17 protein-coding genes are annotated in these 14,209 nt (G+C 44.5%); 10 read left to right on the forward strand and 7 right to left on the reverse strand.

Annotated elements, in window-relative coordinates:
• Positions 1-136: 136 nt before the first annotated feature.
• Positions 137-886, forward strand: coding sequence for a flagellar basal body L-ring protein FlgH (locus PCAR9_RS01955; protein WP_179982183.1), 750 nt, complete (start codon positions 137-139; stop codon positions 884-886).
• Positions 887-899: 13 nt separating this feature from the next.
• Positions 900-2,129 carry a flagellar assembly protein T N-terminal domain-containing protein gene (locus PCAR9_RS01960; RefSeq protein ID WP_179982184.1) on the forward strand — a complete coding sequence of 410 codons (1,230 nt, stop codon included), beginning with the start codon at positions 900-902 and terminating at the stop codon, positions 2,127-2,129.
• A 62-nt stretch (positions 2,130-2,191) separates the two neighbouring features.
• Here PCAR9_RS01960 and PCAR9_RS01965 read toward each other — a convergent pair whose 3' ends face one another.
• The gene (locus PCAR9_RS01965) at positions 2,192-3,022 is read right to left on the reverse strand and encodes a Spy/CpxP family protein refolding chaperone (RefSeq protein ID WP_179982185.1); all 831 of its coding nucleotides are present in this window, start codon (positions 3,020-3,022) and stop codon (positions 2,192-2,194) included.
• 210 nt (positions 3,023-3,232) lie between these two features.
• Here PCAR9_RS01965 and PCAR9_RS01970 point away from each other — a divergent pair, with 210 nt between their 5' ends.
• The 5 genes from PCAR9_RS01970 to PCAR9_RS01990 all read left to right on the forward strand — a co-directional run bounded on the left by PCAR9_RS01970 (position 3,233) and on the right by PCAR9_RS01990 (position 7,464).
• Entirely contained in the window at positions 3,233-3,976 is a 744-nt protein-coding gene (locus tag PCAR9_RS01970) for a response regulator transcription factor (protein ID WP_179982186.1), read from the forward strand.
• Complete coding sequence (locus tag PCAR9_RS01975; RefSeq protein WP_179982187.1) at positions 3,976-5,334, forward strand: ATP-binding protein; 1,359 nt, start codon at positions 3,976-3,978, stop codon at positions 5,332-5,334. The genes PCAR9_RS01970 and PCAR9_RS01975 overlap by 1 nt, the downstream gene beginning before the upstream one ends.
• A gap of 66 nt (positions 5,335-5,400) precedes the next feature.
• The gene (locus tag PCAR9_RS01980) at positions 5,401-6,369 is read left to right on the forward strand and encodes an alpha/beta fold hydrolase (RefSeq protein ID WP_179982188.1); all 969 of its coding nucleotides are present in this window, start codon (positions 5,401-5,403) and stop codon (positions 6,367-6,369) included.
• 66 nt (positions 6,370-6,435) lie between these two features.
• The gene (gene trmL / locus PCAR9_RS01985) at positions 6,436-6,900 is read left to right on the forward strand and encodes a tRNA (uridine(34)/cytosine(34)/5-carboxymethylaminomethyluridine(34)-2'-O)-methyltransferase TrmL (RefSeq protein WP_039219267.1); all 465 of its coding nucleotides are present in this window, start codon (positions 6,436-6,438) and stop codon (positions 6,898-6,900) included.
• Positions 6,901-7,071: 171 nt separating this feature from the next.
• Positions 7,072-7,464 carry an NAD(FAD)-dependent dehydrogenase gene (locus PCAR9_RS01990; RefSeq protein ID WP_179982189.1) on the forward strand — a complete coding sequence of 131 codons (393 nt, stop codon included), beginning with the start codon at positions 7,072-7,074 and terminating at the stop codon, positions 7,462-7,464.
• A gap of 58 nt (positions 7,465-7,522) precedes the next feature.
• On the opposite strand, the gene gpsA is transcribed toward PCAR9_RS01990, so the two are convergent.
• The 4 genes from gpsA to PCAR9_RS02010 form a co-directional block, all read right to left on the reverse strand.
• A complete protein-coding gene (gene gpsA / locus PCAR9_RS01995; protein ID WP_179982190.1) occupies positions 7,523-8,554 on the reverse strand; it encodes an NAD(P)H-dependent glycerol-3-phosphate dehydrogenase in 1,032 nt (343 codons plus the stop codon).
• A gap of 8 nt (positions 8,555-8,562) precedes the next feature.
• Positions 8,563-9,072, reverse strand: a complete 510-nt coding sequence (gene secB / locus PCAR9_RS02000) for a protein-export chaperone SecB (protein WP_179982191.1) — start codon at positions 9,070-9,072, stop codon at positions 8,563-8,565.
• Between the two features lie 61 nt (positions 9,073-9,133).
• Positions 9,134-9,394: a glutaredoxin 3 gene (gene grxC, locus PCAR9_RS02005; protein WP_014948069.1), complete on the reverse strand. Its 261-nt coding sequence runs from the start codon at positions 9,392-9,394 to the stop codon at positions 9,134-9,136.
• Between the two features lie 12 nt (positions 9,395-9,406).
• Positions 9,407-9,832 (reverse strand): rhodanese-like domain-containing protein, encoded by a 426-nt coding sequence (locus PCAR9_RS02010; protein WP_179982192.1) that lies wholly within the window; start codon positions 9,830-9,832, stop codon positions 9,407-9,409.
• Between the two features lie 265 nt (positions 9,833-10,097).
• Here PCAR9_RS02010 and PCAR9_RS02015 point away from each other — a divergent pair, with 265 nt between their 5' ends.
• Entirely contained in the window at positions 10,098-11,261 is a 1,164-nt protein-coding gene (locus PCAR9_RS02015; protein WP_179982193.1) for a murein hydrolase activator EnvC family protein, read from the forward strand.
• A 22-nt stretch (positions 11,262-11,283) separates the two neighbouring features.
• Here the strand turns inward: PCAR9_RS02015 and PCAR9_RS02020 are convergent, their stop codons facing one another.
• Positions 11,284-11,622: a hypothetical protein gene (locus PCAR9_RS02020; RefSeq protein ID WP_179982194.1), complete on the reverse strand. Its 339-nt coding sequence runs from the start codon at positions 11,620-11,622 to the stop codon at positions 11,284-11,286.
• A gap of 271 nt (positions 11,623-11,893) precedes the next feature.
• Between PCAR9_RS02020 and PCAR9_RS02025 the strand changes: the two genes are divergently transcribed.
• Together PCAR9_RS02025 and PCAR9_RS02030 are read left to right on the forward strand one after the other, a co-directional pair.
• A complete protein-coding gene (locus tag PCAR9_RS02025) occupies positions 11,894-12,820 on the forward strand; it encodes a divergent polysaccharide deacetylase family protein (protein ID WP_232091268.1) in 927 nt (308 codons plus the stop codon).
• 158 nt (positions 12,821-12,978) lie between these two features.
• The gene (locus tag PCAR9_RS02030) at positions 12,979-13,407 is read left to right on the forward strand and encodes a MerC domain-containing protein (RefSeq protein ID WP_179982195.1); all 429 of its coding nucleotides are present in this window, start codon (positions 12,979-12,981) and stop codon (positions 13,405-13,407) included.
• 92 nt (positions 13,408-13,499) lie between these two features.
• On the opposite strand, the gene PCAR9_RS02035 is transcribed toward PCAR9_RS02030, so the two are convergent.
• Positions 13,500-14,192 carry a glycerophosphodiester phosphodiesterase gene (locus PCAR9_RS02035; RefSeq protein ID WP_179982196.1) on the reverse strand — a complete coding sequence of 231 codons (693 nt, stop codon included), beginning with the start codon at positions 14,190-14,192 and terminating at the stop codon, positions 13,500-13,502.
• Between the last annotated feature and the right edge of the window lie 17 nt (positions 14,193-14,209).

The raw sequence follows: 14,209 nt of genomic DNA on the forward strand, positions 1-14,209 counted from the left end.
AGTTGATTTGTAAAGGTTTTGCAAATAGAGAAAGTGAACGAGATTTCTTCTGATTTGTTCGTTTAAACTTGCTCCTGTCAGGTCATGGATGGCACTTAAATTACACACTGCATAAAAAATAATACTGAGCAATGTCATGAAAGTTCGATGCCATATACACACACTTATCGCAATCTTTACACTTGGGGGCTGCGCCCAAACAATTACTGAAGAAGAGCAGGTGGTTCAAAATAGCCCCACTAACCCCAATGTGTCGCAACGGGCAGTTAGTCAAGTAGAAGACGAACCGAGACCTGGTCATCCGCGCTATTCACCACCCAGAGCGCAGCCCACGCCCACTTTACATGTACCTACCGGGTCTTTATTTAACCCTGAGCAATCAATAGGGCTTTATGAGCGCCACGCGAACTTTAAAGTAGGGGATATGATATTGGTTAAGCTCGATGAGCAGACCCAATCAGAGAAGTCTCTTGATTTTAATACCGACAAAAATACTTCGTTCGATTTAGCGCCTGTCACATTGAAACTAGGTGGTATTCAGGTTGAAGGAGATGATGTTGAAGTAGAGCATGAGCAAGACAGTGAATTTGCTAGCTCCGCTCAAACCAAACAATCAAACTCAATGAGCGGAAGTATTACAGTGTACGTAACCGGCATAACCCCTGCTGGAAATTTACTTGTTACTGGAGAAAAGTGGATAACCATGAATAGGGGAAAAGAGTACATTCGCTTTTCCGGAGAAGTACGTAAAAAAGACGTTGATGAAAGTAATACCGTGTTGTCATCTAAAGTCGGTAACGCATTAATTGAATACAGCGGTACGGGGGACCTGCAGGACAATCAGCAGCCTTCGGTAATCGGCAAGCTGTTTTCAATTTTTGGTTAGTGACGAGAACCACATGTATAAAAGCCGATTACGTAAAACGCTTACTGGGTTAGTTTTGTTCTCTTTTCTAATGGTGACTAAGCAAGCGTGTGCTCAATGGGTGCAAGGTGAGTCTACCGTAGCTCTCGCAGGGGCTGAGTTAAGCGATATAAGAACCAGTGCTATACAAAACGCTATCGCAGATGCGGCTTTTCAAAGTGGCAGCACGATTTCAGCGCAAGATATTATGGTAGATGGTTTACTGCTTTCTAGTAAGGCAGAAATTCGCTCTCAGGGAAGAATACAGCGTGTAGAGATTATAAGTGAAACACTTAAAGACGACCTACTTACGGTAGTGGTAAACGTTAATATTACGCCTTTGTTTAACTGTACTAATAATGGGTTAGCCCATCGGATACTAGTAACGGAGTTTTCTTTAACTTCACCGCAGCAAGCCGCAACCGGTATGCTCTATTCGTTTGGTAGTCATGTATCTCAACGTTTTACACAGCAGCTCAATGGGCTGTATAACGGCAATAGTGTTAGCCAGATTCCCGTTTCGCTCATTAACGTAAATACCTGGCTAACCTCTAGTCTCTCTGATGTCGATTTGACGGCGATGTCCACGTACCTTCGCAATGAGTATGGTCAGCAATTCGTGGTATTTGGGTTTGTTAAAGACATTTCGCTTTTCGAGCAAGTGTCACAAGCAACGTCGGTATTTGAAAGCGATAGTACGGCACTTCGCAGAAACTTTACTGTTCAGGTTTACGTACTCGATACGTTTAAAGCGAAGGTTATTTTTAACGATAGCTATCACAGTGAAGCAGACTGGCCGTTCTCCCAACACGATTCTGTAGACAGTAACAATAGCCTTCTGTGGCGAAGTGGTTTTGGTCGAATGGTGCTAAACACTATACATGCTGCCATTACCGATATTCATGGGGCATTACAGTGCGAAACAACCTATGCGCAGGTTATAGATATATCGCCTGACTATATTGCAATCGACCTAGGTAAAAATAGCGGTTTGGTGGCAGGAGATAAATTTTCACTCGTAAAGCAGCGCGCGTTACCCACCCTAGGGTTATCAAGAAAATCGGGTTTATTTTCTAGTAAGACCCTTACTTTAGAAGTATTTGAAGTGGCTGACGAAGTTAGCTTGCTTAAGGCTGAGCCAGGTAGTGATAGCGTACATGTTGGTGATTTTGTGACGCCACTAACCTTATCCGTGAAACAAAAATTATCTGAGGCTCAGCCATAAAAAAGGCTGGCCGAAGCCAGCACTTTTTACGGTGGGTAAGATGGGTAAAAATGGGCTAAGCGTTAAGGCTTAAATATCTCGCGTAGCTTACGTTCTTCTTCACGCAATGCTTCTAGTTTCGCTTGTTGTTCAGATGACAAAACTTGAAACATGGCTTGATGCTGTTTGGCTTTCTCAACTTTAGCACTTACAAGGTCGTCTTTGTATTGGGCGAAAAGCGCGTCCCAAGCGTCTTGAGAGAAAGACTGGCTACGAACCAAATCCCGCTGGGCATCTTTAAAATTGCGTAGCTTCTCTCTATTCGCTTTAGATGCGTCCTTGAATGACTCGCGAAGTTCTGTAAGGCTGGCTACTTGTTCGTCGGTTAATTCAATGCCTTCGAACAAAAATTCCCTAGGCTTGCGTTTAGGACCTTTAACCTCACCATCTATTCGTTTTGCAAAGCGTGCTTCTTGTTTTACGAAAGCATCATGATGTTTTTGTCTATCTAATTCTCTTTTAGCGTCTCGAGCTAAGAGAGTTGCCTGTTGCTCTTCATTTAGCACGTTGTAGATATCGTGGCGCAGTTGAGCAAAAGCAAAATGCGTTGCTTCGCGCTCTTCAAGCTGGGTTTGGATAAAAGCGCTGATCTGGGCTTCAGTGGCGCTCGCAAAATCTAGGTTAGGTTTTTCAATATCACCAAATTTAGGTCGAGGGTTAGCGTCTTTGAATGCGCTTACGAGTGTTTTTATTTCTTCGCGCTGAGCGTCACTTAAGCTGATGCCGCGAAGATGTTTAACAATTTCTTTTACCGGTTCGTGGTGACGCATTCCAGGCTCGGCTGGCTGCGCCAGTGCAAGGCCACCTAAGCCAATCGCTGCTACTGTTACACTAGCAATTAATAACTTTTTCATTGTCGTCTCCTTTTTTCGGACATGCTAACTCTAGCGTGCGCACCTAAAAAAGCAGTCAATGCAGTGTAAAGCTTATGTAAAGGTAAAGCCGATTTGTGATTGTAAAGGTCTGAAAAGATATAGTACGCGTTTTGTCAGTGTTGTTTGTAAGCTTAAGGCGAAGCACCCCGAAAGCGTAGGTTGAGTTTTATCTAATTTACAGGCATTTTCATGAATCTAGCAGTTAAAGAGTTTAATACCATGAGTACAGATTTTCACTTGCAGTCTATCCTTGTTATTGATGATGACCTAGAGCTGACAGAAATGCTTTCCACGTACCTATCGGGTATGGGTTATCAGGTGCAAGTGCGCAACGATGGCGAAGAGGGGCTATCCGAAGCGATCTCTGGGCGTCATTACGACCTGATATTGCTTGACGTGATGATGCCTAAAATGGATGGATTTGACGTATTGAAAAAGCTTCGAGCAAGCCACAGTACGCCGGTGCTTATGCTTACCGCTAGAGGCGATGACTACGACCGCATTTTGGGCCTCGAGATGGGGGCCGATGATTATCTACCTAAGCCCTTTAATCACAGGGAGCTCGTTGCGCGAATAAAAGCGATTGTTCGCCGACATAATTTGTCATCCACGGGCGGAGCCGTTGAACAGGACTTATTCGTTAACGGTATCTTTTTAAGCCCTAGCAGTCAGCTGGCGAAAGTGGATGATGTCGAACTAACGCTTACAACAACGGAATTTTTAATTCTGCGCCTGCTAATGCTCAACGCTGCTCAGCGAGTAACAAAAGAAGAGATAAGCTTAAAAATACTGGGTAAGCCATTACAGGCTTTTGATAGAAGTATTGATATGCACGTGAGTAACTTGCGCAAGAAAATCGGTGCAGTGGCCAGGGATGAAAAAATTAAAACCATCCGAGGTGTAGGGTATATGCTAATTGTTGGAAGTCATTGATGGTAAAACTGTTACGCAGTATAAGCCCAACGCGGGCCATCATGGGCAGATTGTTTCTTTGGTTTTGGGCTACATTCATTGTAACCGCCTTATTGGCTATATGGGGCAGCCGCCTTTTCTTTGAAGATCTTGAAATTGTGCCCATAAAGCCACGTGAAGTTGCTGCTCTTAATCAAGTGGTGGAGCGCATACAAGAGGATCGTTTCCAAGACGCACCATTACGCGGAGCGCTAGATCGTCATTCCCGTGGAGGGAGAGGGCGAATGGTGGCCATCGATATAAGCGATAACCGTGTTATTTCAGGTGGTGGTCCACCGCTTCGTAACGAAGACAGAGATGATTTACTTAGGTTGGTAACACAAACGTCACCCATCTCGGTGAAGCGTGGCGCATTTAAAATATTGGGGCCGGTTTTCTTTGAGCGCAACGGTACTCGATTTGCGCTTTTCTCAGTAAGACTGGAAATGCCTGACAAGCAAACTCCTCCAATTTTACTGTTTCTTACAATTGCGTTGATCACTACCATTTTATTGAGCTGGTTGTTTGCGAAATCACTGACTAAACCCATACTGCGTATCCAAAGCTCAGCCAAACGCATAGCGAGCGGTGACTGGCAAGCGCGGGTGGGCCGAGCAGCGAAGCGTCAGGATGAGCTAGGACAGCTTTCTCGTGACTTTAATAAAATGGCTGAGCAATTAGAGTCTATGTGGGGGGCGCAAAAGCGCTTGTTAGCCGATGTGTCCCACGAGCTTCGCTCTCCGCTGGCGCGTTTGCAAATGGCGCTTGGGCTTGCTCATCAGCAAAACGTAGATCCTGAAACGCTATCTCGAGTCGAGCGAGAGGCTGAGCGTATGGAAGCACTGGTGAGCCAGTTGCTTACATTAAGCCGAGCTGAAGCTGGCGAAGCGACGATGGTAAAACAAATGCTTTCGTTAGTGCTCAACGATGTCTTCACCGATGCGAATTTTGAAGCAGCAAATAAAAACAAGCAGCTAAAAATTGATGATATTCCCAAAAAGCTTGTTGTTGTTGACAATATGATGCTTTGCCGAGCGGTTGAGAATGTTCTACGCAATGCTATACGACATAGCGAGTTCTTAACACATGTTTCTTTTAGCGAAGAGGCTAAGCAATGGTGCATTCATATTACCGATGACGGCGAGGGGCTGACTGTAGAGGAATGCGAACGTATATTTTCACCTTTTTACCGAGCTACGCTTGCCAGAGAGCGGGAGTCAGGAGGTGTTGGTCTGGGTTTATCCATTGCAAAAGCGGCGGTTGAGTTGCATCATGGGCGCATTATCGCTGAACCTGTTGAGCGCGGTGGGCTGCGAGTAACTCTGTCATTCCCGAAGTAGTAACCTATACTTTGACAGTAGTATGTAGCTTCACAACAAGCGCAAATTGACCGTTATAGGGTATTTATGAACTGGACGTTCACGTCGGAAGAGAATTTAGCCAGCACCTTTGCCACTCACATCAACCCGTTTTGGCAGAAGAGTGTCACTGAAAGCCACTTCACCGGCAAAGATGATATAAAGGTGCGCTACGCCTACTGCATTCCAGAAACGCCGCGAGCAACCATCGTTATTTGTTCTGGACGTATAGAGTCTTACTTAAAATACAAAGAATTTATTTACGACCTCTATCAAAATGGCTTTGCCGTTTTTATTCTTGATCACCGAGGGCAAGGCCTGTCAGACAGAATGACACGGGATCCCCAACACGGCTATGTGGCGCATTTCGATGACTATGTAGACGATTTCGTTGCCTTCGTTGAGTCTATCGTTAAGCCTATGCAACAAGGCCCTTTGTTGTTAGTTTGCCATTCAATGGGCGGCGCTATTGGTGCGCTTACGCTATTGCGTTTACCCAATTTGTTTTCGAAAGCTGTATTGGCTTCCCCCATGTTCGGTATTAAACCTTCATTGCCCAATTGGTTGGCAAACGGTTTAATTCGCACTGGTCTTGCGGTGAATAGAATGAAAAAAGCCGATGCAGGCTACTTTTTTGGGCAAACCCCGTATATCGCGTTTCCTTTTTCTTTGAATAAGCTTACCCATAGCAAATCCCGCTACGCGTTGTTTCGCGAGCTTTATGATGAAGAGCAAGATATCCAGCTTGGGGGCGTAACTACCGAGTGGTTGGCCGCAGCCCATCAGGCCATGAATAGAATTGAAACTAGTGCGGGGGCAATCACTACCCCGTCGCTGGTTTTAAGCGCCGACGATGACGCCATAATAGATAATAAGCGCCAACGGCGGGTGGCACACCTAATGCCAAATGCTGAGCTTGAGATTATACCAAGAGCTTATCATGAGTTATTCACCGAGTCAGACGACATTCGCGAGCGCTCTCTTTCCAGAATTTTAGACTTCTTGTCTGCAGAGTAGGTGATGAATTGCTGTGTTTCGTTATAGAATGAGTCGGTTAATAACAGTGAAGGTAGTTTGAAAAACATGCTTGATGTCGTACTTTATCAGCCAGAGATCCCACCAAATACGGGAAATATTATCCGTCTATGCGCAAACAGTGGGTTCACACTACATCTAATCGAGCCCTTAGGTTTTGAGTGGGACGACAAGCGAGTACGACGTGCAGGTTTAGATTATCATGAATTTGCTCACGTTAAGCGCCATGCAAACTTAGAAGCCTACCTTGAAGACGCGAAGCCGAACCGCGTATTCGCTTGTACAACAAAAGGCAAAGCGTTTCATAGTGATGTATCGTATCAAAAAGGCGATGCACTTATATTTGGCCCTGAAACTCGCGGCTTACCGGACGATTATATTCAGTCGTTACCTCCAGAGCAGCGCGTTCGCATTCCCATGCTGCCAGACAGTCGCAGCATGAACCTATCTAATGCCGTATCTGTCTTTGTATACGAAAGCTGGCGTCAGTTTGGCTACGAAGGGGCCAGATAGTAGAAGGTAGGCAAAAGTTGCCTGAAGATATACCTGTTAAAAACGCCCTGTAACAAGGGCTTTTTTATGCCTAATGTAAAGACAGCGTAAAGCCCCTCAAAGTCAGTTTTCGTTCAGCTTCGCTCATTAGTATAGCCTTTGAATATACACAAATGAGTTAGGAGTAGCATTATGAAACGCATAATACTAAGTATCATTACCGGCGTTTGTTTACTAGTGGCCGGGCAGGCTAGCGCGCACTCAGGCCATCACTCTCATGGCAAAAGAGGCAAAAGTGAAACAGTAACTGTTATCTCGCAGCCCGTCCGTTCTTTGGTTGACGTAGTCATTAGCGTGCCTGAGATTGGGGTATTCGTTAACGTATTACCAAGCGCACATAGGGTTGAGGTTGTTGATAACCACCGCTATTACGTTGCGAACAACCACTACTATCGCAAACATGGAAACCGCTATGTGGTTGTAGAGTCACCCTATAAAAACGCGAAAAAAGCTAAACGCTATAAACGCAGCCAATATAGCTACCAAGGCAACAAGAAAGTTATTGTAGTAAGGGAAGGGCGTTAATTATTGGGTCTGAATGATAAGGCCGTCAGCAGGAATTAAAGCGAAGCGTAATGAGAAATTACGCTTCGTTTTTCAAATCTCGCCCAAGCAGGGCTAAGGCCGCTTCCTTCGGTGATTTACCATGATAAAGTACAGCATATATCTGTTCGCAAATAGGCATTTCTACACCCACCTTTTTAGATAATACATGCACTTCTTCTGTATTGCGGTAACCTTCAACAACCTGACCAATTTCTTCAATAGCAACATCTACACTCTTTCCCTGGCCCAATGCCAAGCCGAAGCGTCGATTACGCGACTGATTGTCAGTACAGGTTAATACTAAATCGCCAAGGCCTGCCATGCCCATAAAGGTTTCTGGGTTGGCCCCTAACTTCACACCTAAACGAGAAAGCTCTGCCAAACCACGAGTGATAAGCGCCGTTCGCGCATTTGCACCAAACCCAAGGCCGTCGGCTAGGCCAGCGCCAATAGCGATAACGTTTTTAACCGCGCCACCTAATTGAACACCGGTAAAGTCTGAGTTTTTGTATACTCTGAACGACTTTGCACAATGAAGCTTTGCTGCAAATTCGTCACTTAAAGCATCGTCGGTAGAAGAAAGTGAAATAGCGGTGGGTAGACCAGCTACCATTTCTTTAGCAAAGGTAGGCCCGGATAAAACAGCTAAAGGGTAATCCGTTCCCAGAATTTCTTCTGCCACATCGCGAAGCAAGCGCCCAGTCTTAGGTTCAAGCCCCTTGGTCGCCCAAATGATACGTTGATGCGGCTTAAGCAATGGTTTTAAGCTTTGAAGCATAGCTGCAAAAGCATGACTAGGAACCACTACCAAGATGTCTCGGCTGGCGGCAACCACTTCTTCTAAGTTGGCATTTACAATTAGTGAATCGGGAAAAGTTGCGCCAGGAAGATAACGGCTGTTTTCTCGATTCGCTTCCATTTCAGTAATGTGCTTTTCATCGCGACCCCACAGCAGTGTTGGGTTGCCATTTCTGGCAAGACAAAAAGCAAGGGCGGTGCCATACGACCCCGCCCCTAATACTGAAACCGACTCAGAAACCGAATTCGACTTCATGTTCACCTGCTCCATGGACCTTATTAGGCATCCATTTTAGGCGCTTCGCCTTGCGCTTGTTGTGCACGTTTTTGCACATAAGCCGCAAAGATAGCGTCAAAGTTAACAGGCGCAAGGTTAAGTGGAGGGAAGGTGCCACGGTTAACCAAGTTAGAAATAGTTTCACGCGCATATGGGAAAAGCATGTTCGGACAGAACGAGCCAAGCGTGTGCGCTTTGTTTTGATCTGGCATCTCGCCAATAGCAAAAATACCTGCCTGTTGTACTTCGCAAAGGAAAGCAGTCTCTTCACCTAGTGTTGCAGTAACAGTAACTGAAAGTACAACTTCAAAAGTGTTTTCTTCTAGTTTGTTAGTGCTAGTGTCGATGTCTAATTTAATTTCTGGCTTCCACTCTTTAGTGAAGATAGCCGGTGCGTTTGGAGATTCAAAAGAAATGTCTTTTGTGTAGATACGCTGAATATTGAACTGAGCACCTTGTTGCGCCTGTGCGCCTGCTGCTTCACCTGAATTTGTCTGATTTTCGTCAGCCATGGTATTTCCTATTTAATTGTCGTTTTAATTTAATGTAGTGCGTTGCTCTATGCGCTGACGCTTACGCTAAACCCAGCATAGGGTTTAGTTTGCTTTGAGCTTCTAAAGCCATCATATCGTCACAGCCACCAACGTGCTGATCGTCAATGAAAATTTGTGGGACAGTCCAGCCGCCATTTGCGCGTTCAATCATTTCGTCGCGTAGCTCGGGCTTAACGTCTATTGGGTATTCGATAAATTCTACACCTTTTTGCGTTAACAGTGCTTTCGCACGATGGCAGTAAGGGCAGTGACCCTTGGTGTAAAGTTCTACTTTGCTCATAAAGGTTACCTGTTATTTAGAAACGGGAAGGCTGGCACTTTGCCACGCGTTCATTCCGCCTTTTAATACATTCACATTCGCGAAGCCATCTTTAAGCATCGCATTTGCTGTACCACGAGCCTGATTACCCATAGCGCATACTACGATAATGGGTTTGTCTTTGCTGTTTTCAAGTTTCTTGAAGTTTTTCTCACGCACTTCTTCAGGTTTAATTTGTCTGGCTCCTAAAATGTGGCCAGCTTTAAACTCTTTTGCAGGTCGTGTATCTAACACTATCGCATCATCTTTATTAATTAAAAGTGTTGCTTCATGTGTGCTTAATTCTTTTACCGAAGATGTCCATGTACTGATATAGCTAAATATCAACATGGCAATCAGCGCAACCCAAATACCAGCAAGAATAATATTGTTGCTAGCAAATTCTATTAGTTGATCCATTACCTCTAACCCTGTCTACAGACCATGAAAAGAGTGCAAAGTATATAGAAAAATGGGCGAGAAACCAGCTTACCTTTCAGTTAGCTAAGAGACTTTCACCATGCCTTGATCATAAATACTTTAGATGATTGATATTACGAATAAATTGCACTGGGCATATGGGAAGCCGTCAGATACACTGGATGTTGTTATTAATAGTAGTGGTGAAATACAGCTGGTCAGGCTGTTGGCATCATTGCAAAGGTAGAGGTTTTAAGCGCACGTTATGTCAGCAGGTTCTTTTCTTTCAGTTATCGGGTGCATACTAGCTCTGGCTGTTATGCCAATTGGAAGTGATGCGTTAGCGCAAGACGGCGACGCTAGTGCGCAAAGAGAAAAATTAGCTAAACTTCAGGCCGAGTTACGTGCACGACAGCAAGTGCTTGAAAACAATAAAGCCAGTGCAGAAGAGCTAAAAGCCGTGCTAAAGGCTTCAGAGCTTGATATCGCAAAAGTTGCAAAAGCGTTATCTACCACCGAACAAGCGCTTAAAAGCGTTGAGCAAGAAGAAGCTACGCTAAAAGAAGAGCAAGATGCATTGAAAGTTGCTATTCGCAAACAGCAATCTCTATTGGCAAGTCAAATTAAGAGTGCGTTCATGGCAGGTCACTATGACTACGCTAAAATGCTTTTCTATCAAGACGATGCGCGTACTTTTGAACGTGTTATTACCTACTACCAATACGTGGCGAAAGCCCGCCAAAAAGAAATCGAAAGTTTTAGAAGTAATGTCGCAAGACTTGAAGACGTTACTGCCGAACTCAGTGAAAAAGCACTATCTCTCGTCGCGCTCAAAGAGGAGCAAGAAGGTCAGCGGGCAGTGCTTATCACCCGGCAAGCCGACCGCAAAGCAACGCTAAAGAAAATAAATAAAACCATTGCTTCAGAAAATCAGCGAATTGCGTCTTTGCAGGCTGATGAGAAAGCACTTAAAGGTGCTATAGAAGCAGCTCGCATAGCCGCTGAACGCGCTGCGCGTGCCGCTGAGTTCAGCATGAATGGACTGGCTAAGCGAAAGGGTAAACTTCCCGCACCTGTGAAAGGTAGAATACGCCATTTATTTGGTAGTCGCCGCCAAGGCGAAGTATCTTGGAAAGGTATTGTGATAGACGGCGCTGAGGGCGATCCTGTAAAAAGTATTGCACCAGGGCGAGTTTTGTATGCCGATTGGCTGCGAGGGTTTGGTCTAGTGGCTATTATCGATCATGGCGAAGGCTACATGAGTGTTTATGGCCACAATCAAGCGCTACTTAAACAGGCGGGTGACGATGTAAGTCAAGGAGAGCGTATTGCCCTTGTCGGTCGAAGCGGTGGTCAGGAATATCCTAACCTTTACTTTGAAATTCGTCACAAAGGCAAGGCGCTAAATCCGAAAGCTTGGTTGGATTAAATCGTTAACGCCACAATAATGTTTAAGCAGTGACTTCAAATGTCGCTGTATCTGGTAAAGGGCGTTGAGGTTTGCCTTCACCTAAGCCTGCCAGTTCACCAATTTGCTTAGCATCGAAACCTGCACTACTAAGCGCATTTTCTAATGCCTTTCCTGGCTCTATACCTTCACTTTTCAATTGCTCAACAATAGACGTCGCGTTGTCACTGGTGAGTGAATTAGCGTCGTATTGTTCTAAAATCGATTGCAAAGCCTGTGTTTGCTCGTCAGAAAGTGATGTTTGCTGACCCTTTGATGGCGGTGGTGGAGTACTTGGTCTTAGTTGTTGTGCTGCTGAAGAATCATTAATACCTGAAATCATAGTGAAACCTTAAATGCTGGGTGGTCTTTAACCAGAAAGTATCGACCTATCACTGATTTTTTTAGTGCGTAGTACCAGATTTACGCAATATTTACCTCCCTTTACAAAGGTTGTTCATGATTCACCTGTAATAAGATGGTAATAAAAAACTAGTTTTGTTGAAAGTACGCTTGTTGTTGGTATGCTTAACGTTAAAGTGAATACATTCACACAGTGCGCTTAATAATAATGATGAAAAACGGATGTGATTTAGATGCTTTTGCGTCTGCTAATGCCTTGTATAATCTTTGTTTTATGCGGGCTAATTAGCCCTAAAGTAAACGCAAAGTCAGACATAATAATAATATTAGATGACCTGGGATACAGGCCGTCCGATGTCGCTGCTTTTTCTCTCCCTAAAGAAATTACGTTCTCCATTCTTCCACAAACCCCATTGGCATCTGAAATTGCGCATCGTGCTGAGCAAGAGGGCAGGGCAGTTATGCTTCATATGCCCATGCAAGCCCAAAATGGTAAAAACATGGGGCCGCTTGGGTTAACCACGGATATGTTTGCCGGGGCTATTACTTATAACTTGCGCAAAGCGATGAAAAGTGTGCCAAACGCAGTAGGTGTAAACAACCACATGGGCAGTGCCTTTACCGGTCAGCAAGAAGGAATGGAAGCGCTGTTAAAAGAGGTGAAGCGCCAAGGCCTGTTCTTTGTTGATAGCAGAACTACTGTGCTAACTAAAGGTGAAGAAATTGCTCAACGTTTGGGTGTGCCTAGCGCAAGCAGGCAGGTATTTCTGGACCATAAATTAGAGCCATCATTCTTACTGAAGCAGTTTAACCAAATGAAACGCATCGCTGAAAAGAATGGGCACGTTGTGGCGATTGGCCACCCTCATCCTGAAACGGTCGAGTTCTTAAAAACGCATTTACCCTCACTTGAAAAAGAAGGTTTTACCCTTACTTCCGTAGCCGACTATTTTTCACACGCACCCAAAGTGGCTAAACAGTTTGGTAAAGAACGGAATCAGACTGCTCAACTCACTCGTGTAGATGTAAACAAAACCGGCTCTGAAATAAGTGAACAGGATAGGTTTGTTAGCAGAAGGTTTGTGCAGAGTACTTTGCCCAAAGAGAGTACTGCAACCAAAGAAAGTATCTTGGCTAAAGAGATGACTGAACTCTCGACTACAGCGCCTAACGAGTAACGTCTTCGCTTTTTTTCTTACTTAATTAGTCTATTTTCATCTCGATAAGATCAAAATTTAATGTGGGAACGTTTCTCATTTTTGTGAGTCTGTTATAATATAACGTCTCTGGCGAGTAATTCGCGTATACATTTTCAAGCACGGTGGTAATTAGAGTAATGACTCCAATTGACGAGAATCCAACAAAACTAGACAAACTTGGCATTTGGGTGTCGAGCTTGTGTGCGCTGCATTGCCTTGCGCTGCCTGTTTTGGTGCCTCTGTTACCGCTTATTGGTTCTAGCTTTTTTGCGCAAGTATGGTTTGAAAGAACTATTTTAACGTTCTCACTGATTGTTGGGGCGGTAGCCTTGATTAGCGGTGCCATTCGCTACCACGGCAAATATTACCCGCTGGCACTACTGTTTACTGGTGGCGCAATTTACTGGCATAAAGATATTTTTGGGCATCATTACGAGCCATTTACTATTGCGTTAGGCGCAGGATTAATTGTAGCGGGTCACTGGATCAATATGCGCCTGTGTCGACAGTGTAAGTGCTGCAAAAATACAGTGTTTTCAGACCACCTATCTACTGAGTTTAAGTAACCAGTAAAACAGAGTATTAAAAAACGAGCCAATGGCTCGTTTTTTTGTATCTGGTGTTATTAAAAGAACATAGGCTTACGAAAAAACGTGACCTAATCAGATAGGGTATTAAATGCTACATTTGGCAGATTAGTGAATATGCCCGTCACTCCCCACTCTTTAAGCATTAGCATATCTCTAGGTTCGTCTACCGTATAAACGAATACATCAAAGCCCTCCTGCAGCGCAGTTTGTACGAACTGCTTATTAACCGCGTCTAGCGCAATATTTACCGAGTAAGCACTAAGGGTCCTTGCGCTTGCCGTGCAGTCTAATTCATAGCTTGCGGTTAAAGCGCCAATTTTTATTTCCGGCCATAGGTCTGTGATCGCATTAAGCCAGTGATGATTAAATGAAGAGATAAGTAGCTGGCTAGTGCTTATGTTGCTTTGCTTTATTGCCTTCTTTACGTCTTCTACCCAGCTATTTACGTCATACAGATGCTTAATTTCAATGTTGCACCACCTATCACTTGGAACGCATTGAAGGGTTTCTGAAAGAGAGGGTATGTGCTCTCCATCGCCAATGTCCATTTGTTTGAGAGATTGCCAAGGCGTATCTAACAAATAACCTGTCTCGCGGGCTCTACGTGTAAGGGTTCTATCGTGAAAAACAATAATGCCGCTTTCGTGTTGATAAGTATCAAATTCAATGCCGTCGGCATCTTGTTCGAAGGCCAGTTTAAAGGCTTTTAGCGTATTTTCTGGGGCGGCTTTACTAGCGCCACGGTGGGCAAAAATTAGCATCTACATTCCCTTCTTAA

It is taken from the genome of Alteromonas macleodii, assembly GCF_903772925.1.
Lineage (GTDB): Bacteria > Pseudomonadota > Gammaproteobacteria > Enterobacterales > Alteromonadaceae > Alteromonas > Alteromonas macleodii_A.